Genomic DNA, 26876 nt, shown 5'->3' with positions numbered 1-26876 from the left:
TCACCCCACTTCGATCCTGATCCGAGGACCGTAGCTGTTCCCGACATGCACGCCCAGTCTTGGCCGCGCGCCTCCGGACGGCTCATGACACCGTCCGGGAGGGGGCAGCAGGCCGCTTTGAACCTCACTTCGCCAGGAAGGCTCCGATCCTGTCCAGCGCCCGCAAGATGTTCTCCTCGGAGTTGGCGTAGGAGAGCCTGATGTAGCCTTCGCCGAGAATGCCGAAATCGGGGCCGCCGATCAGCGCCACGCCGGCGTCGTCGAGCAGGGCGGAAGCCAGCTTCTTTGCCTTCCAGCCGGTCTTCGACACGTTGGGGAAGGCGTAGAAGGCGCCCTTGGGGGTGATGCAGGAAATGTTGGGCAAGGCGTTCAGGCCCTCGACCACGATCTTCCTGCGGCGGTCGAAGGCACGCATCATCCTGTCGACGTCGTCCTGCGGACCGTCGATGGCGGCGATGCCGGCGAACTGGCTCGGCGCGTTGACGCAGGACCAGCAATTGACCGCCAGCTTGCGCACCTTGTCGTAGAGATGAGCGCCCTTGTCGCCATTCGGCCAGATCGACCAGCCCATGCGCCAGCCAGTCATCGCCCAGGTCTTGGACCAGCCATTGAGCACGATCAGCCGGTCGCGGATCTCGGGGAAGCCGAGCAGCGAGCAATGCGTCTCGCCGTCATAGGTCATGACGTCGTAGATCTCGTCGGAAAGGATGGCGACGTCTGGGTGCTTCTCCAGGCCCCTGACCAGCTTCTCGATCTCGGCGCGCGGCGTGACGCCGCCGGTCGGGTTGGCCGGAGAGTTCAGAATCAAGAGCCTGGTCTTGGAGGTGATCAGCGCCAGCGTTTCCTCGGCGGAAAAGGCAAAGCCGTTCTCTTCGCGCATCGGCACGGGAATGGGTGCCGCGCCGGTGAACTCGATCATCGAGCGGTAGATGGGAAAGCCGGGATCGGGGTAGAGGATCTCGGCGCCGGGCTCGCCGAACATCAGGATGGCGGCGAACATGGTCGGCTTGCCGCCGGGCAGGACCATCACCGTCTCTGGCGACACTTCGACACCGGTGGTGGTCAGCGTGCGGCGCACCACAGCCTCGCGCGTCGCCAGAAGCCCGTTTGCCGGCGTGTAGCCATGGTGGCCGTCGCGCAGCGCCTTGATGGCGGCCTCGACGATGTGCTGCGGCGTCTTGAAGTCGGGCTGGCCGATGCCGAGATTGACGATGTCGCGGCCCTGTTGAGCCAGCGCCGTTGCCCGCGCCAGCACAGCGAACGCATTTTCCTCGCCGAGACGGTCGAAGGCCGAAATCGTGTGGAGCATTTTTCCCGTCCGTGTGGTTCTTACTGTTGGGTCGCGTTTTTGTGAGCCTTGGCCCGCAAAAGTCAAACGGATTGGAGTTTTTGGTGTCGGAAAATCTCAAAGACTGGCAACCGCGTCCGCGACCCGAGCGCAAGCCCATCGACGGTCGATACGTCCGGCTTGAGCCGCTGAGCGCCGCAAAGCACGGTGATGGGCTCTACGAGGCGTCCTCGGTGTCCGATGTCGACGGCCGCTTCGCCTGGCTGCCCGATTATCCGCCGGAAACCCGTGCCGCCTTCCAGCCATGGCTGGACAAGGTCGAAGCCAGCGAAGATCCGCTGTTCTTCGCCATCATCGACAAGGCCAGCGGCAAGGTCGCCGGGCGCCAGACGCTGATGCGCATCGATCCGGCCTACGGCGTCATCGAGATCGGCAACATCTATTGGGGGCCACTCATTTCGCGCAAGCCGGCAGCCACGGAAGCGCAGTTCCTGTTCATGAAATACATCTTCGACGGGCTCGGCTATCGCCGTTACGAATGGAAGTGCAACAACCGCAACGAACCGTCGAAGCGGGCGGCGGAACGGTTCGGCTTCAAATTCGAGGGCATTTTCCGCCAGCATCTCATCGTCAAGGGTGAAAACCGCGACACCGCATGGTATTCGATCATCGACAAGGAATGGCCGGGGTTGCGCAAGGCTTATGAAGCGTGGCTCGACCCGGCCAATTTCGATGGCGACGGCCAGCAGAAGCGACGGCTCGAGGATTGTCGCGCTGAATTCGGCGCCTAGGAGTTCTTATTTTGGCCCATTCCCACGACCATAGCGGCCATGATCACGGCGGGCCCGGCCATGTGCATGGCTCGACCGACAAGAAGCGTGTGCTGATCGCGGCCGGCCTGACGGCGGGGTTCATGGTGGCGGAGGCACTCGGCGGTCTCTTCACCGGCTCGCTGGCGCTGCTGGCCGATGCCGGGCACATGCTCGCCGACGCGATCGCGCTGGGCCTTGCCTGGTATGCCTTCCATCTTGCGGGACGGCCCGCGACCGGCCAGCTCACCTACGGCTTCGGCCGGGTCAAGACGCTGGTGGCCTACACCAACGGCATCGCCATCTTCGTCATTGCGCTGTGGATCATCTACGAGGCGTGGGAGCGCCTGCAGACGCCGGCCCCGGTGCTGGGCGGACCGATGCTGGTGGTGGCGATCCTGGGCCTGCTGGTCAATCTCGGCTCCTTCTTCGTGCTGCATGGCGGCGACCGCGAAAGCCTGAACATGCGTGGCGCCATCCTGCATGTGCTTGGCGACCTGCTCGGCTCGGCCGCGGCGATCGTGGCCGCACTGGTGATCCTGGCGACCGGCTGGACGCCGATCGACCCGATCCTGTCGGTGCTGGTCTCGCTGCTCATCTTGTCGACGGCCTGGTCGCTGATGCGCGCCGCGGCCCATGTGCTGCTCGAAGGCGTGCCGCCCAGCCTCGACCGGGACCTGATCGCCCGCGATATCGAGGCAACGGTCAGGGGCGTGCGGGAGGTGCACCATATGCATATCTGGTCGCTCGATGGCGCCAGCAACATGGCGACGCTGCATGCCTGTCTCAATGACGGCGTCGATGCGTATCAGGCGGTCAGCGCCGTCAAGAAGCGGCTTGCCAGCGCGCACGGCATCAGCCATGCCACCGTGGAGCCGGAATTCGGAAAGTGCACCGACGAGGGCAACGACCACCATCACGAGCACGATGCTGTCCCGCATCACGGCCACTATCACTAGGTCCTGTCGATGACCATCGATCGAACCTGCCTCAGGAGTTCTCCAGCTTTGAAAACCCAGCCCGACGACCGCCGCCCCGGTGCGGCATGATGGACCGCGACACGCGCAATGCGGCCATCGCAGCGGTCTGGATCATGCTTCTGTTCGGCATTGCCGTCTTCTACCTGCCGACCATGATGCTGGCACTCGGCAGTTTTTCGACCGTGCTGGCCGGTGTGTTCGGCACCGTGTTCGTGATGGCGTTCTTCCTAGTGTTCTGGCTGCGCGCGCGCAGCCAGCGCAAAAATCAGGGCAAGTAAGGGATTTTGACATGCGCATTCTGATCACGGGCGCCGCGGGCATGGTCGGCCGCAAGCTCATCGCCCGGCTGGCAAAGGACGGCACGCTGCGGGCCGAGAAGATCACCGCGCTCGATTTGCACGACATCGTGCCGCCGCAGGCGCCGGCGATGGACGGTGTCAGCATCAATACCCATACCGGCGACCTCGCCGCGGCGGGTGCCGCCGAAGGCCTGGTGGCTTCGCGACCCGATGTCGTGTTCCATCTTGCCGGCATCGTGTCGGGCGAGGCGGAAGCGAATTTCGATCTCGGCTACCGAGTCAATCTCGACGGCACGCGCGCCCTGTTCGACGCCATCCGGCTGGCCGGTTTTGCGCCGCGCGTCGTCTTCACCTCGTCGATCGCGGTGTTCGGCGCGCCGTTTCCCAATGTCATTCCCGACGACTTCCATCCGACGCCGCTGACCTCCTACGGTACCCAGAAGCAGATGAGCGAAGCGCTGCTTGCCGACTATTCCAGGCGCGGCTTCTTCGACGGCATCGGCATCCGGCTGCCGACCATCTGCGTGCGGCCCGGCAAGCCGAACAAGGCGGCCTCCGGCTTCTTCTCCGGCATTATCCGCGAGCCGCTGAGCGGCCAGGAGGCGATCCTGCCGGTGCCGCGCTCGGTCGTGCACACCCATGCTAGCCCGCGCTCAGCGGTGAACTTCCTGATCCATGCCGCCGGGATCGATGGCGCCGCCGTCGGGCCGCGCCGCAACCTGACGATGCCTGGTGTCGCCGTCACCGTCGGCGAGCAGATCGAGGCGCTGGAACGCATCGCCGGCACCGAGGTAGTGAAACTGATCCTTGAGGTGCCGGACGAGACGATCTGGGCGATCGTCAAGGGCTGGCCGACTCGGTTCGAGGCGAAGCGGTCACGGGAACTCGGCTTCAGCGCCGAAAAGAGCTTTGATGAGATTATTCGCGCCCATATCGAGGATGAGCTAGGCGGCAAGCTTCCCGATTAGGAGTTCGTGCAGCCCATCGGTTCGAGCAAGGCCTAGACGCTGCCTGTCAGGCTCGCCGACAGCAGCAAAAGTCCGAACAGGAACACGAAGGCGGCGCCGCCGATCTCGACGATCGAATGGATGCGGTTGCCCATGCGGCCGTCGCCGGCGAAATACACCGCCCAGTTCTTGGCGGTCACGGCAAGCGTCGCCAGTACCGAGACGGTGATGGCGGTGCCGATCGACATTGCCAGCACCGACAGCAGGCCGCCGAGCCACAGCCCGTTGAGCAGGGCGAAGCTGAGTACGATCAGCGCGCCGGAGCAGGGGCGGATGCCGACGGCGGCCACCGCCGACCACGCGGTGCGCCAATCGAAGCGATCGCCCGACAGAAGCGCCGGATCGGGTGCGTGCGAGTGGCCGCAGGTTTCGCAGACCTCGCCCGCAGCGTGATCGTGATGGGTATGCGCACCATGGTCATGATGGTGGTCATGCGCGCTATGGTCGTGATCATCGTGCGAATGGTCATGCTCATGGCCGTGATCGTCATGCACATGGACCGCGAGCGAATGGGCATGCGCCGAATGGCTGTGCGCGGCATGCGAATGGGCTGCGTGAGAGTGGCCCGCGTGAGAGTGACCCGCATGAGAATGGCCACCATGAGAATGCCCGGCATGAGCCGCCGACAGGCTGTAGGCGGGACCTTTGCCAAACAGGCGCAGGACGGAAGGGCCGAGCTTGCGCCACAGCAGCCAGGCGCCGAACAGGGTGACCAGCGCAAAGCTCATGATCTCCATGAACCAGGCCGCGTCGGTCATCGAGATGGTGGTGCCGCGCAGGACGAAATAGGCGAGCAGCATGACCACGATCGCCGTCAAGCCCTGGAGCAGGGCCGAGACGAAGGACAACAGGATGCCGCGCCGCAGCGCCACTTCATTGGCCACCATGTAGGACGAGATGACGGCTTTGCCGTGGCCGGGGCCGGCGGCATGGAAGATGCCATAGGCGAAGGACAGGCCGATAAGGATCCAGATCTTGCTGTTGTCCTGGCGCATCGCCTTCATGGCTGTCGCCAGCGCGCGGTAGAATTCCTGCTGGCGCAGATTGATCCACATCAGGATGTGGGCGAACGGACCGGTGCTCGGCGCCATGCCGTCATTGACGCCGATACCGAGCGAGGACTGGGCATGCGCGGCGTTGGCGAAATGCATCGCCGCAAAGGTCAGGGCCAACAGGCCGAATGCCAAACGCAGGGACGGTTTCGTCACCGGCTTCATCCTTCTGGCTGACAGGTCAGTTCGAGCTTGGTGGCAAAGATCTTGCTCATGTCGGTGCCTGTCGGGTCGTTGAAGAAGGCATCCGTCAGGGTCTTCTGGTTTTCCTTGATCGCCTCATCCGGGTCCGGACGGATCACCTTGCTGGTGCAGTTCGACGGCAGGCCTTCAACCGTAATGTTGGAATCCTCGGTGAAGTCGATCGCCGTGTAGAAGGTCGGGTCGTAGACGCCGATGTCGATCGTGCCGGTCAGCTTGATCGGGACCTTGGGTTCGGACTCGAACAGGATGATCAGCTGGTCGTTGTCGAAATTGGCCATCAGATGCGGCGGCGGCACCATCGTCACGTCCTTGCCGTTCTGCGTGACGAGCTGGAAGTAATTGAATTCGGCCAGCGAGGCGTGAACCGTGTCGGCGACCTCCTTCAGCTCCTTGTCGTCAAGTTTCAGATCGGAGTTCTTGTCGAACTCCATCATCACCGTACTCGAAAACAGGTCGTCGAAGCGCCACAGATGGCGCAGCGCCTTCACGGTTTGGTGATCCGGGCCGAGGATCACGTCGAGGCGCGCCTCGGCGAAGACGTGCGGGTGCACATAAGCTGGACCAATCGCGGCAAAGATCGCCGTCAAGGCCGAAGCCAGCATGATTGCGTGCCGTTTCAGGTGCATTACCGGTCGCGATTCCATTGGCCTCGGAGAGATGCCGAGAGTGACCAGAAAGGGGGCGAAATTGGGACCTTGAGACGGTTAAAACCGGCTAGGCGATCTCGCGCGTCCTGAACCATTGCACCAGGAAGTCGACGAAGACGCGGACCTTGGCCGGCAGATAGCGGCGGTGCGGGTAGACGGCGAAGATGCCGCCTCCGGACAGGATGCGGTCATCGAGCGCCGTCACCAGCAGGCCGCTCTTCAAATCGGGCGCGGCGATGAAATCCGGCAGGATGCAGAATCCGAGCCCCGATATGGCGGCGGCGCGGGCCGCCATCGGGCTGTTGACCTCGATCGGGCCCGACACCGCGACGCTCAGCTGGTCGTTGTTGTCACCCTTGAACGGCCAGTTGTTCAACCCGCGGCCATTGGTGTCGACGATGCAAGGCATGTGGCCGAGATCCTGCGGCCGCGTCGGCATGCCATGCTTGGCGATCAACTCCGGCGAGGCGCAGAGTTTTACCGAAAACGGCGCCAGCCGCCTGGCGATCAGCGAAGAATTCTCCAGGCGCGAGATGCGGACCGCGAGGTCGAAGCCTTCCTCGACCAGATCGACGAAGCGGTCGTCGAGCTGGATATCGAGCACGATGTCGGGGTGCTGCTTGGCGAAGTCGATCAGCGATTGACCGATCGGCGCGTCGGCGAAGGTGCGCGGCGCCGACACCTTGATGCGGCCACGCACGTCGCCGGATGATTCGCGCACGGCGTCGGCGAGGCTGTCGACCTCGCGCACGATCTCGGAGGCGCGCCGGTAATAGGTGTGGCCGGCCTCGGTCATCGAGAACTGGCGCGTGGTGCGGTTGAGGAGCAGCGCGCCGAGCTCGTCCTCCAGCTCGCGCACATATTTCGACAGCAGCGCCTTGGAGCGGCCGATCTTGCGCGCGGCCGCCGAAAAGCCTTCGGCCTCGACGACGTCGATGAATGCGCGCATGCGGGTCAGTGTGTCCATTGTCAGGCCTTTGCTGCGTCGAGAAGTTTTCGGCCGAGCCGTATCAGGGCAATGTCGCAGCCGGAAGGGCCAAGCAGCGACAGGCCGAACGGAGCGCCGGCGACCGAGCCGATCGGCAAGGTGATCTGTGGAAACCCGGAGAGCCCGGCGAGGCACAGAAGGTGCAGCGCCCGCTCGCGATAGGCCTGGAATTGCTCCGGCGTCGAGTCGACATAGGGCGCCGGGCCCGGCACCGTTGGCAGGACAAGGAAACCGTCCTTGCCGAGCAGGGCGCCGAGTTCATCGCGAAAGATCAGCCTTCGCACTTCCTCAGCCTGCGCCGTCCGCTCGTCGACGGCACGGCCGAAGCCGAAACGCTCCTCGACGCCGGGGCCGAGGTCACGCTCGCCGCTGGTGATCCATTCGCCATGCACGCCCCAGGCTTCCTTGGCCTGGAGGCGGCGAAAGCACCAGTAGAGTTCATCCGGAGACGAACTGAAGGGCATCGCCGGCGTCGCCGGCGCGCCGAAAACCGCGCTCGCCAACCTCTTCATTTCGGCATATTCGGCAAGTGCCGGGCGGGCGACCAGCTCGTCCAGCCAGTCGAGCGCCAGCGGGCGGTCCAGATGGTGATGATGCGGGTCGCGGCCGAGCAGCAGCTTGCCGACGGTCTCGTAAGTCTCGATGTCGTCGGCGAACCAGCCGAAGGTGTCGAAGCTCGGCGCCAGCTTCATGGTGCCGTCGAGCGAAATGCGGCCATGCGTGGTGCGCAGCCCGATCAGCCCGCAAAAGCTCGCCGGCGCGCGGATCGAGCCGCCGGTGTCGGACCCCGTGGCGATGTCGGCGAGCTTGCCCGCCACCGCCGCCGCCGATCCCGATGACGAGCCGCCGGTGACGCGGTCGGGCGCGGCCGGGTTCACCGGAAACGAAAAATGCGCGTTCTGGCCGAACAGCGCGAAGGCCAGCTCGTCGGTCTGCGTCTTGCCGACGAAGCGCGCGCCGGCATCGAGAATCATCTGCACCGCCGGCGCCGTGCGCGAGTCGGCCGGGCTATCGGCGAATTTCCTGGGATTGCCACAGCCGCTGCGATAGCCGGCAACGTCGTAGATGTCCTTTACGGCCAGCCGCAGGCCGGCCAGCGGGCCAAGCGCGGCATGCGCCACCGGCATCTGGCGAAGATCGAGAAAGGCATTGAGAGGGCCACGCGTGCCTGTCATCGTTCGCTATCCGTATACGGTTGAGCCAACATTGTTCGACGCCAGAAATTTTACAACCTTGGATACGATTTTTATTGATTGTGAAACTCTTCGCTCTTATATCGCGCTTGCCCAAAGTCGCACGTGCCTGTGGGTGTCCGCCGATCCTCGAATGGCGAGGGAAATCGGTAAGGTAACTGGAGCTAACCCCTCCAGTCGGTTTAGCGGCCAACCGCCAGACCGAGGACACCTTGAAGCAACGACGGTGCGGGCCTTTCTGGTTCTCTGCCGGTTGTCCAAAGACCGGGGTTACTGAAGAGGCACACCATCATTGCCGGCAGTGCGGAACGGGGTTCTCCCAATCCAAGCCAAGGCAGACAAAGCGAACCGAAGCCGGGCAAGGCTGAGGTTCATCGCCGCGAGACGGCGTTTCATGGTTCCGGGGTCTCCACCGGCTGGTTCCATGATTTTCCGTCCCGCCTTTGTCCACCGCGTGTTTGCGAGGCCGAAAGCCCGCGTCCGCACCCTTGTGCGCGCCGAAAGGCGTGATGGAGAATCCCGATGGCCACTCAGCGCATCCTCGACTTCCTCGCCACCCGACGTCCGACCGGCCCTTGCCTCGTCGTCGACCTCGATGTCGTTCGCGACAATTTCCGCGCCTTCGAGAAGGCGCTGCCCGATTCCAGGATCTACTATGCGGTGAAAGCAAACCCGGCGCCGGAAATCCTGCGTCTCCTTGCTGCGATGGGCTCGTCCTTCGACACCGCTTCCGTTGCCGAAGTCGAGATGGCGATGGACGCCGGTTCGCCGGCGGACCGCATCTCCTTCGGCAACACCATCAAGAAGGAGCGTGACATCGCACGCGCCTACCAGCTCGGCATCCGCCTGTTCGCGGTCGATTGCGTCGAGGAGGTCGAGAAGGTCGCCCGCGTCGCTCCAGGCTCGCGCGTGTTCTGCCGCGTGCTGACCGACGGCGAGGGCGCCGAATGGCCGCTGTCGCGCAAGTTCGGCTGCATGCCGGCGATGGCCGTCGACGTGCTGCGCCATGCCAAGGGCCTCGGCCTCGACGCCTATGGCGTGTCGTTCCACGTCGGCTCGCAGCAGACCGACCTGACCGCCTGGGACCGTGCGCTGCGCGACGCCAAGACGGTTTTCGCGACGCTCGCCGAGGAAGGCATCGTCTTGAAGATGGTGAACATGGGCGGCGGTTTCCCGACGCGCTACCTGCGCGACGTGCCGGCGGCCCAGGCCTATGGCCAGGCGATCTTCTCGGCGCTGCGCAAGCATTTCGGCAACGCGATCCCGGAGACCATCATCGAGCCGGGCCGTGGCATGGTGGGCAATGCCGGCGTCATCAAGTCGGAAGTCGTGCTGATCTCGAAGAAGGCCGATAACGATAATGTGCGCTGGGTGTTCCTCGACATCGGCAAGTTCGGTGGCCTGGCCGAGACGATGGACGAGGCGATCCGCTACCCGATCGTCACCCGTCATGACGGCACGGAGACCGCGCCTTGCGTGCTCGCCGGCCCGACTTGCGATTCGGCCGACGTGATGTACGAAAAGACACCCTATCCGCTGCCCTTGTCGCTGACCATCGGCGACGAGGTGCTGATCGAAGGCACCGGCGCCTACACGACCACCTACTCGGCGGTCGCGTTCAACGGCTTCGAGCCTCTCCGATCCTACGTGATCTGACGGCGCTTCCTCGGCGCATTTTCGGACGGCGAACCGGACACGATTTCGCCTGAAAATGCGCTGACAGAGCCGATCGGATCATCCCAGGCGGGCGCCTGTCGCCCACCCGGGCTCGCCTGTGGAACAGATCTCCGCTCGCCAGGGATTGCGGAAATGGAAATGTCAGTTGAACTCGTAGCTCATGCGCCGGCCTTCATGATGGTCGCGGAAACCGTTGCCGACGTCGCGGCGCGCGAAGCCTTGCTCGATCGTGCCATGGGGCCGAAGCGCAAGACCAAATCGTCGGAGAAGCTGCGGCGCGGCCGCCGGCCTTCGGAAGGCCTGGCCTTCGTCGCGCGCGATGCCTCGGGCGGCGTTGCCGGCACGGTGCGGCTGTGGGATGTCAGGCTGGGCGAGGGCGGTGCGGCCGCACTGCTGCTTGGCCCGCTTGCGGTCGACCCGTCGCTCAAGAATGCCGGCATCGGTTCGGCGCTGATGCGCCACGCCATCGCCGAGGCGGCGCGCCTCGGCCACGCGGCGATCCTTCTGGTCGGCGATGCGCCCTACTACGGACGCTTCGGGTTCTCGGCCGCCAGGACCGGTTCGCTCGCCATGCCCGGACCTTATGAGCGGCATCGCCTGTTGGCACTGGAACTGGTGGACGGGGCGCTTGACGGCGCTATGGGCACGCTGAAGGCTGCCGGCCGCAAGCTGAAGACGCAGGCGCCGACACTGGCGGCCTGAGGCACCAACCCTCAAACAAACGCCGCCGAAAGGCGGCGTTCGTCTGACCTCAAAAAGCCGCGTTCAAGCGGCCGCGCACTCAGCCGATCAACTGGCTCAGCGCCATGGCGACCGTCATGTCGCCTTCGACTTTGATCTTGCCGGTCATGAACGCCATGGTCGGGTTCAGATCGCCCGCGATCAGCGAGTCCAGGTCGTCGAGCGAGAGCTTGATGGTGCAATCGGTCGGGGCATCGGTGTTCGAGACGGTGGCACCGTCGATGACGATGACGCCGTCGCTGCCGGTGTCGAACTTCACGGAACGATCGAACCCGCTGCTGGCCACGCGTGACTTGATCTTCTCGGCAATCTGCTGAACGCTCACGCTGTTCTCCTGTCTGGTTGCATCTGCTTGTCTGGTTGTATCTGTAGCGCAGGGCATTTCGGTCCGGCGGAAGCCCGTGCCGCATCTTTGGCGATCATGATCGCTGCCGCATATAGCTTCGGATTGACGTTTACGTCAACGCGGTTTGCAGGCGCTGGTTCCTATCGCCGCACATGCCGGCGTCGGCACGGGCAGCACCTTGCGGAGCTCAATGGTCCTTGAACGCCTTGGTCATCTCGCTTGCGGTCTCGCTTTTCTTGCGGCGCAGCCAGTTGTCGCGGATTTCGTCCTTCGACAGGAAGTTGACCTGATCGATCAGGACCTCATGCACCAGGTTCGCGCCGACACGGGTGTTGATGGTGTCGCGGATCGCGGCGCGAAAGGCATCGAGGTCGATCGTTTGCTTGTTGGTGAAGTCGATCTGGGGATTGGAATAGAGGTAGGTGTAGACCTGATCGGTGATCAGCGCGTCGGCCGGGATCGACAGCTTCTTTATCTGCTCCGGCTCGACAGTGTAGACGAGCTTGGTCAGGAAGTAGCCGTCGATCGAGGCGTTGTGGATCAGCGGCACCGAAATGATGTCGGTCTTGACGTAGTCCAACCCGCCCAGCATCGGCTTCGGGGTTTCGCCGACACCTTTTTCACCCGCTGCCTGGAACGAATAGAATACCGCGCCGAGCGTGGCGGCGCAGATCCAGACCGCGATGGCAATGACCTTGATCATCGAGAGCCCGAGCCCGAAATCATCGCGCCCTAACCTTTCCTGCCGAATTCAACGGCGGAGTAGGTGCCGTCGGTCTCGGCGCGCTGAATGGCCGTCCGCAACAGGCCGGCAACCTCGTTGACGGCGGAGAGATGCGCCAGGATCGCCGCCTCGTTCCTCGCCAGCTTCTGGCGCAGCCGGGTCAGGCCCTCGCGGTGCTGCTCGAGGAATTCGACCTCGCTGCCGCCCTTCATGGCGCGGGTCAGTTCATAGAGATAGCGGCTCTTGCGGGCGTTCGACGCCTTGAGGTCGTAGCTTGTGTTGCTACGGATGCCGGCGGTCTCTTCCTCGACCACTTCCTCGATGCGGCCGATGATGGCGGCCAGGTTTCCAGGCCGTGCGAACTGGATCGGTGTTTCCGATTCTGTCGTGCGCGCCGGCAGGTTTGGGGTGAATTCCGTAATGTCGGCCATGGCGTTTCCCAGTTTAGATCTTGATGTCTGTTTTTGTGGTTATCTCGTCGCCGGTCATCGACCTTGCGGCCTTGCGCTGCAATTCCTGGACGAGCGAAGTGGACAGACGGGTTTGCTGGTCGATCTCGGTCTTCTCCGGTCCATTTGAAACCGGTCCGATCGGCACCTTGCGCTTGCCGTCCAGGTAGTGGTCGGCGAGCAGCGACTTGGCGATGCCGATGCCGCCGCGATCGGCCATGACGTCGGCGACACGCTCTGCAAGCTGCGATTTCCACATGTCGCCGGCGAGACCCGTGCCGTAGACGCCCTCGGTGTCCTTGGGCAGCATGTTCTGGATGAAGGTCTGCAAGACCATCGCCTCGAACTTCTTGAATTTCTTGGCCGGGTCGGCTGTCGCCGCGGCCTTGTCAGCCGTGGCGCGCGACAGCATCGAGCCGGCATCGACCGACGCGGCGGCGTCGACCGAGAACGTGCCGGCGGCACCGCCCGCGCGCTTGGTCAGCGCGGCGCGGGCGGCCTCGATGTCTGCCGGCTCCGCGGCTCGGGCGACATCCATAACGATGTCGCTGGGTGGAGAAATCGCCAAGAAAGTCCGCCTTTTGCCGGGTTTCCTTGGCCAGACCATGCCTCAACAAGCTTGTGGCAGGCTTGCGAGGGAGAGGGGAGGCGGAATACAGGGGGTCGATACGTCAAGCTTGGGATTTTCCCCTAGGTATTGACGGCCCACGGGGCTAGCATGGGGCTCACTGGGGGGTGTGCGATGACAGACGTCTCGATGCGCCGCGCGGACTTCATGATGGTCCTGGCCTATGCTTCCGATCTCGCCACTGGCCATTCTCGCGACTTCGCGCTGAAATCTTGTGTGCTTGCAATGCGGATCGCCGCGCTTGGGGGTGTTCCCGATGAGGTTCGGCGCAATGCCTACCACCAGTCGATGCTGCGCTATGTCGGCTGCAATGCCGACACCGACCTTCTGTCGGCCACCTTCGGCGACGAAATCGCGCTCCGTCAGGATCTTGTCGGTCTTGACATGGGCAATCGGGCGGAACTGGGCAGGGTCTTCGTGCAGGCCTTCAAGCGGTTCTACTATGATCTCGAGCCTGACGCGCAGGCCAGGGCGATCGAGGCCGCGATGTCGCAGGCGCTCGCGGTCGCGCGCCCGGTGCTTACCGCGCATTGCGAGGTCGCGCAGCGGATCGGCCAACGGCTCGGCCTTCCCGAGGAGATTCGGCACAATCTCGGGCAGATCTATGAACGCTGGGACGGCAAGGGCCTGCCGCGCGGACTGAGCGGCGAGGATGTCCTGCCAGCCGTGCGCCTGATTACGCTGGCGCAGGATGCCATCGCGCTCAGCGAAGCCGTCGGCATCGAGGAAATGGCCGAAACCATAGCCAGTCGCGCCGATGGCCCTTACGAAGCGGATCTGGCCCGGCTCGTCTCAGCCAACGCGCCGGCGCTGATGGAGGGGATCGGCGCAACGGTCGACCGTGAGACAATACTGGCGCTCGAGCCCGATCCGCCGGTGACGCTGGACGAGGCAGGCTGCGACGAGGCGTTCCTTGCCATCGCCGACATGATCGACATGCGCATGCCGCTTACCTACGGCCATTCACGGATGGTGGCGCAACTGGCCGAGGGAGCCGGGGGACAAATGAAGCTTCCCGCCACCGACCTGCGTGCGCTGCGCTGGTCGGGTTGTATCCACGACATTGGCGAACTCGTGGTGCCGGTGGCGACTTGGATGCGTAACGGCCCGCTGTCTGTCCGTGAGCGCGACGCGGCGCAACTGCATGCCTATTACGGCGAGCGGGCGCTGGCCTCGTTCGGTCACGAGGGCGAAGCGATGGCTGCTCTCGTGCTTCGCCATCACGAACGCCTGGACGGCTCGGGCTATCACCGCAAGGTCCACGCCTCCGACCTGTCCCCGGCGGCGAGGATCCTGGCCGCTGCCGAAGCATTCCAGACGTCGCGAGAGGAACGCCCTCACCGCCGGGCACTGTCCAGTGATGCGGCGGCAAGCCAGTTACGCGCCGCCGTTCGCGAGGGCTGCATCTGCCCTGACGCTGCCGAGGCCGTGCTGTCCTTCGCCGGGCAACCGTCGCGCCGGACGCCGCCCCGGCCGCTGGCTGGAATGACGCCGCGCGAAATCGAGGTGCTGCGCCTGATTGCCGCCGGCCTTACGGCGAAGGAAGCGGCGCGCAAGCTGGATATCTCGCCCAAGACCGCCGACCACCATATCCAGAGCGTCTATGCCAAGATCGGTGTGACCACCCGCGCGGCAGCAGCGCTCTATGCGGTCGAGCACGGCCTTGTCCGGCCAGGCGAGACGCAGACATAGGGAATCCACCCCATGTGCGCCCGCTCCGGGGCGCGCATCGTGATCCTGTCGACGGACCAATGGTGGCCGCGACCGACAGGAGGAAATCAAATGCTTCTCGCAACGACCAAAGTGGCTGATATCGACCACTTCATCCGTATCTTTTCGACCAAGGGCGCCGACAAGCGCCGGCTGCACGGCTCGAATGGTGCGACTGTCTTCCGCGACCCAAGCGAGCCAGACCGCGTCTGGGCGATCTTCGACTGGGACGCCGAGGGCTGGAAGAATTTCGTGTCGGATCCGGAGGTGCCCGCGATCCTGCAGGAAGCCGGCCATGTCGGCAAGCCGCAGGCGGCATTCCTGCTCGGCCACTACGAGGCCTGAGGTCCCCTCGCTGAGCGCCGCCTGCCACCCGGCGGCGGCGCGCGCCCGACGAACCCCCAGATTTGGAGAGATCAAATGAATCCGAAACCCATCAAGATCGGCCTTATCGCCGAACTCACCGGCCCATTGTCTTTCATGGGCATCGCCAATGCGAACCTCACCACCATGCTCGTCGACGATATCAACGCCAGGGGCGGCTTGCTCGGCCGGCCGCTGAAGCTTGTCATCGAGGATGGCGAAACCATCGACGGCGCCGCCAAGGCAAGGACCGCGAAACTGATCGACGTCGACAAGGTCGACCTGGTCGTAGGCGGCATCTACAGCTCAACCCGACAGGCCATCAAGAGCGAGGCGGTTACGCGGGGCAAGACGCTCTACATCTATACCGAGCAGTATGAGGGACAGGAAAACCATCCCCTGATCTTCTGCACGGGACCCGTCCCCGCGCAGCAGGTTGAGCCATTGATACCGTGGCTCATGAACAGCACCGGCGCGAAGCGGTTTTATTTGCCGTCGGCTGATTACATCTGGCCCCATCTGCTGAACAAGGCGGCGAGCCGGGTGGTGCGTGCCAATGGCGGCGAGATCGTCGGCGAGGAGTATTTTCCGCTGGACACCGTCGATTTCAGGCGGACTGTGCATCAGATCATGGCGAGCGGCACCGACGTGATTTTCAATACCATCGTTCCGCCGGGCCTGACACCGTTCTTCGAAGAGCTGTACAAGGCCGGTTTCGGCAAACGCGGCGGCAAGATCGTCTGCACCTACTTCGACGAGAACTTCTTCAATCTCGTGCCGTCCGAACAGATCGAGGGCCTCTACAGCTGCCTCGACTACTATCAGGAGCTCGAGGATCCGTTTGGCCGAGCGCTCCTGCGTCGCTACCAGGACCGATTCTCCGGCAGCGCCATGTTGACCGCAGGCAGCGGCTGCACTGGCCACTACCGGGCAATCAAGATGTGGGAAGCAGCAGTCAACGAAGCCGGCACGCTCGAGCAGGGCGCGGTCATCCGGGCACTTGATCACGCCCGAATCAGCGAGGGCCCGGGTGGCCCGGCCGAAATGGTCCCCGGCCAACATCATGTTCGCATGAACATGTACATCGCGCAGGCGCAGGGCGGTCGCTTCCGGGTCGTCAAGAACCTGGGTCCGATCGATCCCAACGAAAGCGTGCTTGCCGATGAACTCCACCTTAGCAAAGCTGGCTGAGCCACGGCGTCGATCAGTGTTCCCAGAGGGTGGCCGACGGGTAGATGGGTTGCCTCGCCACCCAACGGCACAGAATTCCGCGGCTACTCCTGACTTCGCTTCTGCGCGATCAAATCCAGCCGTTCGCGGTCTGAGCGTTCGCGTTCGTCTCGGTTGCGCACGTCCTTGTAGGCGCGTTCGACTATGTTGGCGCGTGCGTTTGCCGTGGCAATCAGGCCGGCCTGTTGCCTGGCGCCAAAAAGCCTCAAATCCAGATTCTACAATGGAACATCGCGTGCCCATCGGCGTTCGCCCCATAGTATTGTCGATGGCGAACCCGGAGGCGAGGAATGTTCAGCCTGCTGCAAGTCGTGGCTGTCCTGATCGCCGCGCTGCCCATGGCACTATCGGTCGCACACGCCCTGGAGCTTCCAGGCAAGATGCGCCTCGACGAGCGCACATATCGCGCCGTGCAGCACATCTATTATCCCGGCTTTACGATCGGCGGTGCGGCCGATCCGCTGAGTGTCGTCGTGACCGGTCTCCTGCTATTCCTGGCCCCGGCTGGAACCGCCGGCTTCTGGGCTGTCCTGCTCGCTTTCTTTGCCTTGCTGGCAACGGTCGCGATCTATTGGCTCGCGATCCACCCGGTAAACAAATACTGGATGGAAGGCGCGCCGGTGGGCGCACCTGGCGCAGCCTTCTTCGGGGCTGGCGGGAAGCGCGACGGTCCGCAGCCGGATTGGACCGAACTTCGTGATCGTTGGGAATATGCCCATGTAGCGCGGGCCGTTCTCACCAGCATCGGCTTCCTGGCTTTGGTGATCTCACTTGTCGTTTAGTCGCAGTCTGAGCGAGATGACACATCGGCAGAAGGCAATCTCGGCTGTTACTTTCCGTCGCAACAGATGACACCACGGCGGCGAGTCCGACACCAGGCCGCGGGCGATCGGCGCAACGAACGCCAACGGTCGCGCCTGATGCTATGTACCCTTCACGATTCTCGGTTTAGCCGGTCGACGGGATTGAGCCGAGCTCTCGAGGGCCAAGGCCAACCGCTTCTCGTCTTCGATGGCGCGATCGACTGCCTCGATTTCCTCTTGGAGCGCCTTCAGCTCGGCTCCGTAGCTGGAGCCGTCGCTGTCTCCGATCTGAAAGCCGCTTGCCCGCATCGCGTCGCGAGTATGGTGCACGTTGCGGACTCCTTCGCGTCGAGTCGCGATCAGGATTTCCCTAAACTCTTCAAGACGTTCAACGTGATTGCGAGACATTGCGTTCTCCTATTTCATCGTCATCGTCGCCGCCGGCGATTCAGAACGGCTAAAACTTTCGGCGCAGGAGGTTCAAGTGATTACAGGAGATACTCTCGACAAAGCGTGAGTACGGAAGCTCAAATTTGAACGTCTTGGAAAAAACTGGAGAGCGGCAGACGGAAATTGGCTTGAGACCAACCGATCACCGACCGGCCGCGATTTCTCACCTTGCTCTAGCAATTGGGAAGGCCGGCTCTCGATAACATTTCAAGGAATCTCGAGTGCTGATGATCCTTGACATAGCGTGGCACAAAGCCGGGGCAGACATTGCCCAGGTTGAGATGTGGAAGTTGTGAGAGGCAATGGTGGATGGCTCGGGACGCCTCTTCGTTGTTTCCGGTTGCCGACGCGGCCGCAGCCCAATATAGGGCGCCTCGAACGAAACCCGGCTTTGTCCTGACCACCCTGCGGGCGACTTCGAGCGCCCGCTGATCGTCTCCGCCGGCAAACAGCGCCACAACCAAGCCGTGGTGACGCCAGTAGTCGATGACGTCATGCGCCCCGAGCCGAATTGCCTCGTTGGCCTCGCGGACTGCTTCGCTGACCTGTCCGCGGAGGGCAAACAGCATCGCAATATCGCCGTGACCGCTTGGATAGTTCGGGTTGAGGCTGATTGCATGGCGGCACTCGACGACCGCCTCGTCGATACGGCCAGAACTTTCGAGTGCGAATGACAGGATACACCGGGCAATTTCATCGTCCGGCACCGCCCTCACGGCGGCTTCCGCAAGCTGAAGCGCACGCTCGATCAGCCCTTCCTCCCGAAGCAGTGCGCCAAACGCCACGCCCATGGAGATCACGATCGAGAGCGTCCGCTTCGCACGGGCGTTGTCGGGGCCTATCAAGAGGGCCTTCTCGGCAAACTCAATCCCGACCAACAGCGAATCCTGGGTCATCTCAAAATACTTCATGAGAGCCTCGTTCACCAACCTGCGCACTTCAGGGGGACCAGGCGGGCTTTTGTCACGGACTTTCCAGTTGGTCAGTTGAAGTTCGAGGATCACAGCCAGAACAACGGACTGCGCGATCCTGTCCTGGAATTCGAGCGCGTTCTCTGAGTTGCCGTCGAATTTCTGGGCCCAGACATGCTGGCCGCCAGCGGTATCGACAAGCTGGATGTTCACCCTCAGCCCATTGCCGGATCTCTGGACACTGCCGCTGAGCAAATATTGCGCCCGGAGCATTCCCGGCGTTTTGTCTTCTTCGCCTAGGCCTTTCTTCTCCATGGGCGAAGGCGCGGACAGCACGACATAGTCGGCTACCTCGGATAGGGCCGTGGTGATGTCCTGGACGAGCCCCCTGGCGAAAAAATCATCGCCCTGCTTTCCGGTCAGATTGGTGAAGTCGGCAACGCTGATAGACGGGCGCCCGAGGCGCTGGCCGGTCGGAATACCACTTGCCGACGGAACATTTGACGCCGGGTCGGCAGCAAGGAGCAGGGATTGCCAAAGCGCCCGCGTCTCTGAGCCAGGTTCGACACCGAACTCCTTCTTCAGCATGCTTCTGCAAGTCTCGTATGTCTTGATCGCCCTGTCGCGTTGGCCACGTGCGAGGAATAATTCCATCTTGAGCCGATAAGATTCTTCCCGCGTCGGTTCCATGGCCAGAAGGCGATCGGCAAGGACCAGCCCGGTTTCAGAGTCGACAAGGCGAGCCAGTTTCTCGAAAGACACAAGAGCGCGGCCGAGCAGCCTGTCGCGTTCCGATGCGACCCAGTCATCGAACCCACTGCTTCCCAAATAAAGTCCGTCGAGAAATGGGCCAATGCAGCTCGCCAAAGCCGTCTCGAGTTCGTGCGCGGACCGGGCCCCGAGACCCGCTTCGAACTCCTGCACGTCGACCCGAACCATCTCAGGCCTGAGATTGATGGACTCCCCGCTCGAGTGGATAAGATCTTATCCACTCGAGCGCGCGATAGATCCCGGCGCAAGACGCTGAGGGTTTGCCGAAGACTATTGCGCGAATGTTCGCTATCGCTGTCGCCCCATAACAGGTCCGCCAGCCTCTCCCGCGTCGCCGCCATGCCCGGGCTCTGGGCCAGATAAGCAACGATTGCCGGCCCCCGTTTCCCGGTCAGCCGAAGCGGGCCGGCCGTTTCATTATCAATCCGGAACCCGCCGAAGAGTGAGATTCTATTTGCAGCGCCGCTGTTCTCACTTCGCATTCGCTATCCCAGCCTGACGAAATCCTAACTCGAGACTAACGTTTCGCCGCCGTTGGCCCCCGCGCTCAAACGCTGCCGTAACGGCAAGTAACTTAGGCTTTCCTAAATTAGGGGAGCCAAGTCAACGGAAGACTTGGTTTGAGGGGTGGCCAGTGTCCAGGACAAAAGCCAATTTGCTGCTGCTATTCCTCAACCGCCTCGGCGACTTCCTGTCAGGCCTGGGCGCGGTCGGGCTGGGCATCGCTCTGCTGCTGCTCGGCGATCCTCTGCTTGCGGCGACGTCCGGCCTGCTGCACGCGCTGGGCAAATTCGGCAGCACCTTCCACACACCGGGCACTCAGGTTCCGGTGTGGCCGGCCGCCTGGCCAGATCCATTCCGCAGCGCGGTGCTTGCCAGCCGGTTGCCGGCGATTTTGGTGGCGGCCGTCGCCCTGGGCTGGGCCTCGCAGGAGGTCTGGTCGGGCGGATCCTTCGCGGTACTCGCCATGCCGCTGACCTTGCTTGGTTGTTACGCTCTGTGGACCAGGGCCGATCTGCTGCTGTTCGGCGTGGGGATCCCTCGCCAAATTTCCACATGCTGAAAATGTCCGCTTTGAAACGGCTGCTCGATGGAGAATGACATGTGCCCAACTGTGCATCAGGACGTAACTGGCTTGTCTGTGACAGGCTCCTTTCACGAGCAGCCGCGGATGAGAGGGGAAGGCATTCCGAAGCCGGCGAAGCGATCGGTCAGGTGGCCGGCAAAGCGGGTTAACTCGTACTTTGGACTGGCGGGAGCACTTGCCGCTTCGATGTTTTGGGGACCGCAGGCACATGCCGCCGATGTCGATGTCGCCATCGTATTCGCGGTCGATTTCTCGTCCTCGATCGATCCGAAGATTGCCGACCTGCAGCGCGAGGGTCATGCCGCCGCGCTCACGTCGCCAGAGATCATCGCGGCCATCACGCGCAACTACGTTGGCTGCATCAGCGTGGCCTACTTTGAATGGTCGAGTCCCGGACACGCACGCACTGTGCTTCCGTGGACAAACATCTGCGGGCTGGAAGACGCCAGAGCGGCAGCATCTGTGATCAGCAAGGAAGGCGATACCGGGATCACCCGCCGAGGACGCAGAGGAACATCCGTTTCCTCAGCCATCGACATCGGCAGTCTTCTGCTCGACCAGTTTCCTGGAAAGGCGGCCAGGAAAGTGATCGACATCTCTTCCAATGGTGAGAACAACGATGGACTTCCTGTTCAGCCGAGCAGGCTGAACGCCATTGCCAAGGGATACACGATCAACGCGATCGCCATCCCGATGGAAGATGAGAGCCCCGACAATACGTTGGCATCCTATTTTGCCAAATCGGTCATTGGCGGCTCCCAGGCCTTCGTCATAACGCCGAAGGGGCCGGACGACTACGCAATGGCTCTTCGCCGCAAGCTGGTCACTGAAGTAAGCATGAACGTCGACCGACCGCTGTGAAGGCTAGGTGGTGCGCCGATGGCGCAGCAGCAATCTCCAGCATGGTTGCTGCCAATATCAGCTTGCAGGGTCATAGACCGATTCCCACGGCTATTCCTCACTTCGCTTCTGCGCGATCAAATCCAGCCGTTCGCGGTCGGAGCGTTCGCGCTCGTCGCGGTTGCGCACGTCCTTGTAGGCGCGTTGGACCATGTTGGTGCGCGCGTTTGCCGTGGCAATCAGGCCGGCCTCCTGCCTGGCGCTCTCCAGGCTTTCTTCCTGGCGCACGACGGCCTGGGCGATGCGCCGGTGGTAGAGATCGGGGAACAGGCTGGAGAGGGAATTGTCCTGGTCGAAATGGCCGATCAGTTCCCTGGCCTCGGCCTCGGCGGCGTTTGCCGCGGCCAGGAAGGTGGCGTGGCGGGTCTCGTGCAGCGCCTTCAGCTGTTCCTGCACCTTGACCAGTTTCCGCAGGCGGTCCTTGCGCGTGCTCATCGCTACCTCGCCAGCGTCAGGTCGACAAAACCGTCGACGAACAGCGACAGCATGGTGCCGATGGCGAAATAGAAGATGATCATGCCGCCGGCAATGACGAAGGGCTGCGAGATGAAGTAGATCGGGATCTGCGGGGTCAGCTTGTTGACGAAGCCGATCGTCAGGTTGACGAGAAGAGCGTAGGCGACAAACGGACTGCCGAGGCGGATGACCAGGAAGAACGTGTCTGACACGGTGTCGGCGACATCGACGAGGGCTGCCTGCGGGTTGAAGAAGATGTTGACCGGCGCGACCGTGTAGGACGTTACCAGGGCGCGTATGATTTCGTGGTCGAAATCGAAGACGAACAGCATCATCAGCGCCGAGAAAGAGATGATGGCGGCAAGGGCTGCCTGCGGCTCGGGCTCCTCGATCGCCGGTCCGCCGGAGCCGCCATAGCCGATCAGCATGGCGATGGCCGAGCCCATGAAGCGCAGCGCTTCCATGTAGAGCCTGGTCATGGCGCCGATCAGCCCGCCGACCAGAAGTTCCGAGATGATCATCGGCACCAGGATCTGCGGGCGCGCATCGACGAAGGGAAAGATCTTGTCCCACAGGAAGGCGAGCAGGCCGCCGGTGGCGGCGACCGCCACGAACAGCCTGACCTGGACCGGCACGCGGGCGCTGGACAGGCCCGGCATCAGCATGAAGCAGGCGCCGATGCGGCAGAAGGCGAGGAACGCCGCGATGACGACGCTCTGCGAGAGAATGCTCACGATATGGTCCCGAGCACCCTGATCTCGACGCCCTTGGCGATTTCGACATGGGAGAGCACCGGCAGCGTGGTGAACAGGCGCTCGATGATCATGCGCACATAGGGGCGGGCGTCGGGCGCGGTGACGAGGACGAAGCGCTCGCCGGCTTCGAGGAATTTCTTGATCGCCTTGGTGGCGTCCTGGCCGAATTCCTCAAGCTGGCGCGGATCGATGTCGAACTCGCGCACCTCGCCCTTGGCGTCGCGCTTGAGGCTCTGGTGGAAGGCGAGGTCCCAGCGATTGCCGAGGCGCAGCACCTTGAGCACGCCGCCCTCCGAGAGGTCGCCGCAGATCTGTTGCGCCATGCGGATGCGGACATGTTCGACGATCTGCTCGGTGCGGCGCACATGCGGCGCGATCTCGGCGATGGCCTCGATGATCAGATGCAAATTGCGGATCGAGACGCGCTCGGCCAGAAGCAGCTTCAGCACCGCCTGCAGGCCGGGATAGGAGATGTGGGTGGTGCAGATCTCGTCGGCGAGCTTGCGGTATTCCTGGTCCTGACGCTCCAGCAGCGCCTTCATGTCCTTGTAGGACAGAAGCTGCGGCAGGTTGTTGCGGATGACTTCCGAGAGATGGGTGAGCAGCACCGACATGTTGTCGGCGAAGGTGTAGTTCTCGCGCTTCAAATCCTCGGCGAAGGTTTCCATGACGGAATAGGCGCGCATGCCGAAGGCCGGCTCGCGGATCTCTTCGCCCGGTATCTCGGGCACGTCGCGATTGCCGAGAAGCACCATGATCTCGCCGACCCGCATCTGGTATTCGGCGACCACGGTGCCGTGCACCTTGATCTGGTAGCTCTTCGGCGGGATGGCGAAATCGTCGGCGACGCGCACTTCCGGCACGACGAAGCCATATTGCTGCGCGAATTTCTTGCGCATCTTGGACATGCGGAAGACCAGCTCCTGGTGCGATACCAGGAGACGGGTCGAAAGCTGCTTGCCGATGAGAAGCTCGATCTCGGCGGTGGCGAGCGAGGCCTTGACCGAGTTCTTCTCCTCCTCGACCTTGCTTGCCTTCTCCTTGTCCTTCAGCGCCTCGGCCTCGGCGAGGACGCGGTTGGCGCGCATCGGAATGATATAGCCAAGGCCGGCCATGCCGCCGGCCAGCGCGAAGAATGGGAAGAGCGGCAGGCCGGGCATCAGGCCGAGCAGCACCAGCAGCGCCGCCGCGACATAGAGGGCGCGCGGATGGGCGCCGAGCTGGCCGAACACGGCCTGATTGGTCGAGCCGCGGGTGCCGCCCTTGGAGACGAGCAGGCCGGCGGCGAGCGAAACGATGAGCGCGGGAATCTGGGTGACGAGGCCGTCGCCGACCGACAGCTTGATGAACACGTCGGCGGCCTGGCCCATGCCCATGCCGTGCCTGATGTAGCCGATGGCGATGCCGCCGACGATGTTGATGGCGGTGATGATGAGGCCGGCGATGGCGTCGCCTCGGACGAATTTCGAGGCGCCGTCCATCGAGCCGAAGAAGGAGGACTCCTCCTCCAGTTCGCGTCGCCGCAACTGCGCGGTCTTGTCGTCGATCATGCCGGCGGAGAGGTCGGCGTCGATCGACATCTGCTTGCCGGGGATGGCGTCCAGCGTGAAGCGGGCGCCGACTTCGGCGATACGGGTGGCGCCCTTGGTGATGACGATGAAGTTCACCACGATCAGGATCATGAAGACGATCAGGCCGATGACGAAGTCGCTCGCCATCACCAGCTTGGAGAAACCGGCGATGACGTAGCCGGCGGCGTGCGTGCCCTCATTGCCGTGCGACAGGATCATGCGCGTGGTGGCGATGTTGAGCGACAGCCGCAGCATGGTGGCGATGAGCAGCACGGTCGGAAACGAGGAGAAATCGAGCGGCCGCTGGATCCACAGCGCCACCATCAGGATCAGCACCGAAAGCGCGATCGAGAAGGCGAGGCCGATGTCGATGAGAAAGGCCGGGATCGGCAGGAACAGCACGGCCAGGATGACGACGATGCCGAGCGCGAAGAAGATGTCGCGGCCATTCTTGGCCACCGCGCCTGGCTGGATGCTTTCGGTGATCGCCATTGAAGTCCTCGAACCATGTGCTGCCGCGCATGCGACAACCGGGCGAGGGTAACTGGCCAAGCTTGCGCGAGGGTGGGAAAGTGGCTCGCTCCGACGTCTCGCAAAAAGGAAGACCCATGCTTGTGATCATCGGCACGATCCGCCTGCCGCCCCACAAGTTCGAGGAGGCTAAGTCCGCGATGGAGCACATGATCTCGGGCAGCCGCGCCGAGGATGGCTGCTTCGAATATTCCTATGCGCGCGATGTGCTCGATGCCGGGCTGATGCGCGTCACCGAGGTGTGGCGCGACAGGGCGGCGCTCGATGCGCATTTCCGCTCACCGCACATCGCCGACTGGCGCTCGAGCTGGCCGGCGCTGGGCATCGGCGAGCGCAATCTCTTGCTCTATGAGGCTGGCGAGCCGATGCCGACCTGAGCGCTTCACGCAATGAGCGGCCTCTTGGCCACAACGGCGTCTTCCATGTCGCCATTGTGGTTGCCATGCGGTGTCGGCGGGCGTATCAGCGGCTTTCCGTTGCCTTTTCCGATATCGGCGAGCCGCCCCGGTGCTTTCCAGAAACCAACCGCAAGTCTACGCCCGCCGGCTGCGCGCGGTGCTTTTGAGGTCGATCCCGCTGCTCGAGGCGCGCGGCATCGCGGTGGTCATCCTGGCCGGCATCATCGGCGTCATGGCGGGCATATTGGTTACCGCGATGAGCCAGATCGTGCAGGATCTGCACGGGCTGTTGTTTGGCGTCCAACCAGGTGGCCGGCTTTCCGGCATGTTCTCGCTCGCCAATCCGATGCAGGCGCTGATCCCGGCAATCGGCGGCGTCCTGCTCGGGCTGAGCGTGATCTGGCTAAGAAAGCGGAAATTCCGCACACCGGTCGATCCGATCGAGGCCAACGCGCTCTATGGCGGGCGCATGTCGCTGACCGACACCTTCATCATCGTCGGCCAGACGATGATCTCCAGCGGCTTCGGCGCTTCGGTCGGCCTGGAGGCCGGCTACACGCAGGTCGGCTCCGGCGTGGCGTCGCGGCTGGCGCGGATGTTCAGGCTGCGCCGCAACGATGTCCGCATCCTGGTCGGCTGCGGTGCCGCCGGCGCCATCGCCGCCGCCTTCGACGCGCCGCTGACCGGTGCCTTCTACGGCTTCGAACTGGTCATCGGCATCTATTCGGTCGCCAATGTCGCGCCGGTCATGACCGCCGCGATCTCGGCTTCGCTGACGGCGGAAATGTTCGGCGGCGTGCCGTTTCCGCTGGAACTTGCCGGCCTGCCGGCACTCTCCCCCAGCCAGTATGTGCCGTTCTTGTTGCTTGGACTGCTCGGGGGTGCGGCCTCGATCGCCATCATGCAACTGGTGACGCTGATCGAACGCGGCTTCAACAGGCTGTCCATCGATGCCTCGCTGCGCCCCGTCATCGGCGGCGTCATTGTCGGCCTCCTGGGGCTGATCACGCCGCAGGTCCTGTCCAGTGGCCATGGCGCGCTGCATCGCGAATTCGCCATGAATTACGGTCTGGCCGTTGTCGCCAGCGTCTTCGTGCTGAAGCTCGCGGCATCAGCCGTCTCGCTCGGCTCCGGTTTTCGCGGTGGCTTGTTCTTTGCTTCGCTGTTTCTCGGTGCGCTGCTCGGCAAGGCGTTCGCCGGCGTGATGGCGCTGATCTCGCCAGCGACCGGTATCGACCCTTCCGTGGCGGCGGTCGTCGGCATGACGTCGCTGGCCGTCGGTGTCGTCGGCGGTCCGCTGACGATGACCTTCCTGGCGCTGGAATCGACACGCGACCTGACACTCACCGGCGTGGTGCTGGCCGCCTCGATCATGGCGGCGATCCTGGTGCGCGAGACCTTCGGCTATTCGTTCTCGACCTGGCGCTTTCATCTGCGCGGCGAGACGATCCGCAGCGCCCATGATGTCGGCTGGATGCGCAGCCTCACCGTCGGCTCGATGATGCGCAAGGACATCAGGACGATCGATGCCTCGACGACGCTGGCCGCCTTTCGCAAGGAAATCCCGCTCGGCTCGGCCCAGCGCGTTATCGCCGTCGATCCGGGCGATCAGTATGTCGGCGTGCTGATCGTGGCCGAACTGCACAGCGATCCCGCCGGCGGCGAGGTGCCGGTGCGCGATCTTGCCCAGTACAAGGATGCCGTCCTGGTGCCCAGCATGAACGTACAGGCCGCCGCCGAGACGTTCCAGCGTGCCGGCGCCGAGGAGTTGGCCGTTGTCGAGGACTTCACCGACCACATCGTGCTTGGGCTGCTGACCGAGGGCCACTTGATGCGGCGCTACGCCGAGGAACTCGAAAAGGCACGCCGGGATCTGTCGGGCGAAGGATAAAGCTGCGGTCCGCGACC

General features: G+C 63.4%; 29 protein-coding genes and 1 pseudogene. 14 read left to right on the top strand and 16 right to left on the bottom strand.

The window, feature by feature from the left end; translation table 11 throughout:
• Positions 1–124: 124 nt before the first annotated feature.
• On the bottom strand, positions 125–1309 hold the full coding sequence (locus tag LB577_RS07900; RefSeq protein WP_224686260.1) for a pyridoxal phosphate-dependent aminotransferase: 1185 nt from the start codon (positions 1307–1309) through the stop codon (positions 125–127).
• Between the two features lie 83 nt (positions 1310–1392).
• On the opposite strand from LB577_RS07900, the gene LB577_RS07895 reads away from it, so the two are divergent.
• The 4 genes from LB577_RS07895 (at position 1393) to denD (ending at position 4344) form a co-directional block, all read left to right on the top strand.
• Complete coding sequence (locus LB577_RS07895) at positions 1393–2079, top strand: GNAT family N-acetyltransferase (protein ID WP_224686259.1); 687 nt, start codon at positions 1393–1395, stop codon at positions 2077–2079.
• 11 nt (positions 2080–2090) lie between these two features.
• Positions 2091–3056: a cation diffusion facilitator family transporter gene (locus tag LB577_RS07890; RefSeq protein ID WP_224686258.1), complete on the top strand. Its 966-nt coding sequence runs from the start codon at positions 2091–2093 to the stop codon at positions 3054–3056.
• A gap of 86 nt (positions 3057–3142) precedes the next feature.
• Positions 3143–3355, top strand: coding sequence for a hypothetical protein (locus LB577_RS07885; protein WP_023765786.1), 213 nt, complete (start codon positions 3143–3145; stop codon positions 3353–3355).
• 11 nt (positions 3356–3366) lie between these two features.
• On the top strand, positions 3367–4344 hold the full coding sequence (gene denD / locus LB577_RS07880) for a D-erythronate dehydrogenase (RefSeq protein WP_224686257.1): 978 nt from the start codon (positions 3367–3369) through the stop codon (positions 4342–4344).
• 32 nt (positions 4345–4376) lie between these two features.
• Here the strand turns inward: denD and LB577_RS07875 are convergent, their stop codons facing one another.
• From LB577_RS07875 to LB577_RS07860, 4 genes are all read right to left on the bottom strand, one after another.
• Complete coding sequence (locus LB577_RS07875) at positions 4377–5600, bottom strand: nickel/cobalt transporter (RefSeq protein WP_224686256.1); 1224 nt, start codon at positions 5598–5600, stop codon at positions 4377–4379.
• Positions 5597–6265, bottom strand: a complete 669-nt coding sequence (locus LB577_RS07870) for a DUF1007 family protein (protein WP_224686255.1) — start codon at positions 6263–6265, stop codon at positions 5597–5599. The genes LB577_RS07875 and LB577_RS07870 overlap by 4 nt, the downstream gene beginning before the upstream one ends.
• An 88-nt stretch (positions 6266–6353) precedes the next feature.
• On the bottom strand, positions 6354–7253 hold the full coding sequence (locus LB577_RS07865; RefSeq protein WP_013893168.1) for a LysR family transcriptional regulator: 900 nt from the start codon (positions 7251–7253) through the stop codon (positions 6354–6356).
• Positions 7254–7255: 2 nt separating this feature from the next.
• Complete coding sequence (locus tag LB577_RS07860; protein WP_224686254.1) at positions 7256–8449, bottom strand: amidase; 1194 nt, start codon at positions 8447–8449, stop codon at positions 7256–7258.
• A 540-nt stretch (positions 8450–8989) separates the two neighbouring features.
• Between LB577_RS07860 and odc2 the strand changes: the two genes are divergently transcribed.
• Positions 8990–10123: an ornithine/lysine decarboxylase gene (gene odc2, locus LB577_RS07855; RefSeq protein WP_224686253.1), complete on the top strand. Its 1134-nt coding sequence runs from the start codon at positions 8990–8992 to the stop codon at positions 10121–10123.
• 153 nt (positions 10124–10276) lie between these two features.
• Positions 10277–10846, top strand: a complete 570-nt coding sequence (locus LB577_RS07850) for a GNAT family N-acetyltransferase (protein WP_224686252.1) — start codon at positions 10277–10279, stop codon at positions 10844–10846.
• 79 nt (positions 10847–10925) lie between these two features.
• Here the strand turns inward: LB577_RS07850 and LB577_RS07845 are convergent, their stop codons facing one another.
• From LB577_RS07845 to LB577_RS07830, 4 genes are all read right to left on the bottom strand, one after another.
• On the bottom strand, positions 10926–11210 hold the full coding sequence (locus LB577_RS07845) for an SCP2 sterol-binding domain-containing protein (protein ID WP_023765779.1): 285 nt from the start codon (positions 11208–11210) through the stop codon (positions 10926–10928).
• Between the two features lie 208 nt (positions 11211–11418).
• Positions 11419–11934: a hypothetical protein gene (locus LB577_RS07840; protein ID WP_013893172.1), complete on the bottom strand. Its 516-nt coding sequence runs from the start codon at positions 11932–11934 to the stop codon at positions 11419–11421.
• A gap of 29 nt (positions 11935–11963) precedes the next feature.
• A complete protein-coding gene (locus tag LB577_RS07835; protein WP_224686251.1) occupies positions 11964–12386 on the bottom strand; it encodes a hypothetical protein in 423 nt (140 codons plus the stop codon).
• 13 nt (positions 12387–12399) lie between these two features.
• Positions 12400–13011 (bottom strand): rod-binding protein, encoded by a 612-nt coding sequence (locus LB577_RS07830; protein WP_224686250.1) that lies wholly within the window; start codon positions 13009–13011, stop codon positions 12400–12402.
• Positions 13012–13146: 135 nt separating this feature from the next.
• On the opposite strand from LB577_RS07830, the gene LB577_RS07825 reads away from it, so the two are divergent.
• From LB577_RS07825 to LB577_RS07815, 3 genes are all read left to right on the top strand, one after another.
• Positions 13147–14724, top strand: coding sequence for an HD domain-containing phosphohydrolase (locus tag LB577_RS07825; RefSeq protein WP_224686249.1), 1578 nt, complete (start codon positions 13147–13149; stop codon positions 14722–14724).
• A gap of 90 nt (positions 14725–14814) precedes the next feature.
• Positions 14815–15087 carry a hypothetical protein gene (locus LB577_RS07820; RefSeq protein ID WP_023765776.1) on the top strand — a complete coding sequence of 91 codons (273 nt, stop codon included), beginning with the start codon at positions 14815–14817 and terminating at the stop codon, positions 15085–15087.
• Between the two features lie 75 nt (positions 15088–15162).
• Positions 15163–16296, top strand: coding sequence for a substrate-binding protein (locus LB577_RS07815; protein ID WP_224686248.1), 1134 nt, complete (start codon positions 15163–15165; stop codon positions 16294–16296).
• An 83-nt stretch (positions 16297–16379) separates the two neighbouring features.
• On the opposite strand, the gene LB577_RS07810 is transcribed toward LB577_RS07815, so the two are convergent.
• Positions 16380–16544: a hypothetical protein gene (locus tag LB577_RS07810; RefSeq protein WP_224686350.1), complete on the bottom strand. Its 165-nt coding sequence runs from the start codon at positions 16542–16544 to the stop codon at positions 16380–16382.
• Between the two features lie 81 nt (positions 16545–16625).
• Here LB577_RS07810 and LB577_RS07805 point away from each other — a divergent pair, with 81 nt between their 5' ends.
• A complete protein-coding gene (locus LB577_RS07805) occupies positions 16626–17117 on the top strand; it encodes an anthrone oxygenase family protein (RefSeq protein ID WP_224686247.1) in 492 nt (163 codons plus the stop codon).
• A gap of 141 nt (positions 17118–17258) precedes the next feature.
• Here the strand turns inward: LB577_RS07805 and LB577_RS07800 are convergent, their stop codons facing one another.
• The 3 genes and pseudogenes from LB577_RS07800 to LB577_RS33085 form a co-directional block, all read right to left on the bottom strand.
• Positions 17259–17546 carry a hypothetical protein gene (locus tag LB577_RS07800; protein ID WP_023778486.1) on the bottom strand — a complete coding sequence of 96 codons (288 nt, stop codon included), beginning with the start codon at positions 17544–17546 and terminating at the stop codon, positions 17259–17261.
• A 215-nt stretch (positions 17547–17761) separates the two neighbouring features.
• Positions 17762–19438, bottom strand: coding sequence for a BTAD domain-containing putative transcriptional regulator (locus LB577_RS07795; RefSeq protein WP_224686246.1), 1677 nt, complete (start codon positions 19436–19438; stop codon positions 17762–17764).
• 92 nt (positions 19439–19530) lie between these two features.
• A pseudogene (locus tag LB577_RS33085) lies at positions 19531–19611 on the bottom strand (hypothetical protein); the annotation flags it as partial.
• Between the two features lie 314 nt (positions 19612–19925).
• On the opposite strand from LB577_RS33085, the gene LB577_RS07785 reads away from it, so the two are divergent.
• Entirely contained in the window at positions 19926–20333 is a 408-nt protein-coding gene (locus tag LB577_RS07785; RefSeq protein ID WP_224686245.1) for a hypothetical protein, read from the top strand.
• A 39-nt stretch (positions 20334–20372) separates the two neighbouring features.
• Positions 20373–21218 (top strand): DUF1194 domain-containing protein, encoded by an 846-nt coding sequence (locus LB577_RS07780; protein WP_224686244.1) that lies wholly within the window; start codon positions 20373–20375, stop codon positions 21216–21218.
• A 90-nt stretch (positions 21219–21308) separates the two neighbouring features.
• Here the strand turns inward: LB577_RS07780 and LB577_RS07775 are convergent, their stop codons facing one another.
• The 3 genes from LB577_RS07775 to flhA are packed head-to-tail and all read right to left on the bottom strand — an operon-like array spanning position 21309 to position 24531.
• Positions 21309–21692 (bottom strand): hypothetical protein, encoded by a 384-nt coding sequence (locus tag LB577_RS07775; RefSeq protein WP_224686243.1) that lies wholly within the window; start codon positions 21690–21692, stop codon positions 21309–21311.
• 2 nt (positions 21693–21694) lie between these two features.
• Entirely contained in the window at positions 21695–22447 is a 753-nt protein-coding gene (fliR, locus tag LB577_RS07770) for a flagellar biosynthetic protein FliR (protein ID WP_224686242.1), read from the bottom strand.
• Positions 22444–24531: a flagellar biosynthesis protein FlhA gene (gene flhA / locus LB577_RS07765; RefSeq protein WP_140570824.1), complete on the bottom strand. Its 2088-nt coding sequence runs from the start codon at positions 24529–24531 to the stop codon at positions 22444–22446. The genes fliR and flhA overlap by 4 nt, the downstream gene beginning before the upstream one ends.
• Positions 24532–24647: 116 nt before the next feature.
• Between flhA and LB577_RS07760 the strand changes: the two genes are divergently transcribed.
• The gene (locus tag LB577_RS07760; protein WP_224686241.1) at positions 24648–24947 is read left to right on the top strand and encodes a putative quinol monooxygenase; all 300 of its coding nucleotides are present in this window, start codon (positions 24648–24650) and stop codon (positions 24945–24947) included.
• 130 nt (positions 24948–25077) lie between these two features.
• Positions 25078–26859 (top strand): chloride channel protein, encoded by a 1782-nt coding sequence (locus LB577_RS07755; RefSeq protein ID WP_224686240.1) that lies wholly within the window; start codon positions 25078–25080, stop codon positions 26857–26859.
• Positions 26860–26876: the final 17 nt, after the last annotated feature.

Source organism: Mesorhizobium sp. B283B1A, assembly GCF_020165735.1.
GTDB classification, from domain to species: Bacteria; Pseudomonadota; Alphaproteobacteria; order Rhizobiales; family Rhizobiaceae; genus Mesorhizobium; species Mesorhizobium opportunistum.
This window is presented reverse-complemented; position numbering and strand designations above follow the sequence as displayed.

What these genes read in the sequence shown, in the direction of transcription:
- LB577_RS07900 (WP_224686260.1), bottom strand. Translation starts at nt 1,309, where the DNA reads ATGCTCCACACGATTTCGGCCTTCGACCGTCTCGGCGAGGAAAATGCG.
- LB577_RS07885 (WP_023765786.1), top strand. Translation starts at nt 3,143, where the DNA reads ATGATGGACCGCGACACGCGCAATGCGGCCATCGCAGCGGTCTGGATC.
- denD (WP_224686257.1), top strand. Translation starts at nt 3,367, where the DNA reads ATGCGCATTCTGATCACGGGCGCCGCGGGCATGGTCGGCCGCAAGCTC.
- LB577_RS07875 (WP_224686256.1), bottom strand. Translation starts at nt 5,600, where the DNA reads ATGAAGCCGGTGACGAAACCGTCCCTGCGTTTGGCATTCGGCCTGTTG.
- LB577_RS07870 (WP_224686255.1), bottom strand. Translation starts at nt 6,265, where the DNA reads ATGCACCTGAAACGGCACGCAATCATGCTGGCTTCGGCCTTGACGGCG.
- LB577_RS07865 (WP_013893168.1), bottom strand. Translation starts at nt 7,253, where the DNA reads ATGGACACACTGACCCGCATGCGCGCATTCATCGACGTCGTCGAGGCC.
- LB577_RS07860 (WP_224686254.1), bottom strand. Translation starts at nt 8,449, where the DNA reads ATGACAGGCACGCGTGGCCCTCTCAATGCCTTTCTCGATCTTCGCCAG.
- odc2 (WP_224686253.1), top strand. Translation starts at nt 8,990, where the DNA reads ATGGCCACTCAGCGCATCCTCGACTTCCTCGCCACCCGACGTCCGACC.
- LB577_RS07850 (WP_224686252.1), top strand. Translation starts at nt 10,277, where the DNA reads ATGGAAATGTCAGTTGAACTCGTAGCTCATGCGCCGGCCTTCATGATG.
- LB577_RS07840 (WP_013893172.1), bottom strand. Translation starts at nt 11,934, where the DNA reads ATGATCAAGGTCATTGCCATCGCGGTCTGGATCTGCGCCGCCACGCTC.
- LB577_RS07835 (WP_224686251.1), bottom strand. Translation starts at nt 12,386, where the DNA reads ATGGCCGACATTACGGAATTCACCCCAAACCTGCCGGCGCGCACGACA.
- LB577_RS07830 (WP_224686250.1), bottom strand. Translation starts at nt 13,011, where the DNA reads ATGGTCTGGCCAAGGAAACCCGGCAAAAGGCGGACTTTCTTGGCGATT.
- LB577_RS07825 (WP_224686249.1), top strand. Translation starts at nt 13,147, where the DNA reads ATGACAGACGTCTCGATGCGCCGCGCGGACTTCATGATGGTCCTGGCC.
- LB577_RS07820 (WP_023765776.1), top strand. Translation starts at nt 14,815, where the DNA reads ATGCTTCTCGCAACGACCAAAGTGGCTGATATCGACCACTTCATCCGT.
- LB577_RS07815 (WP_224686248.1), top strand. Translation starts at nt 15,163, where the DNA reads ATGAATCCGAAACCCATCAAGATCGGCCTTATCGCCGAACTCACCGGC.
- LB577_RS07805 (WP_224686247.1), top strand. Translation starts at nt 16,626, where the DNA reads ATGTTCAGCCTGCTGCAAGTCGTGGCTGTCCTGATCGCCGCGCTGCCC.
- LB577_RS07800 (WP_023778486.1), bottom strand. Translation starts at nt 17,546, where the DNA reads ATGTCTCGCAATCACGTTGAACGTCTTGAAGAGTTTAGGGAAATCCTG.
- LB577_RS07795 (WP_224686246.1), bottom strand. Translation starts at nt 19,438, where the DNA reads ATGGTTCGGGTCGACGTGCAGGAGTTCGAAGCGGGTCTCGGGGCCCGG.
- LB577_RS07780 (WP_224686244.1), top strand. Translation starts at nt 20,373, where the DNA reads ATGTGCCCAACTGTGCATCAGGACGTAACTGGCTTGTCTGTGACAGGC.
- LB577_RS07775 (WP_224686243.1), bottom strand. Translation starts at nt 21,692, where the DNA reads ATGAGCACGCGCAAGGACCGCCTGCGGAAACTGGTCAAGGTGCAGGAA.
- flhA (WP_140570824.1), bottom strand. Translation starts at nt 24,531, where the DNA reads ATGGCGATCACCGAAAGCATCCAGCCAGGCGCGGTGGCCAAGAATGGC.
- LB577_RS07760 (WP_224686241.1), top strand. Translation starts at nt 24,648, where the DNA reads ATGCTTGTGATCATCGGCACGATCCGCCTGCCGCCCCACAAGTTCGAG.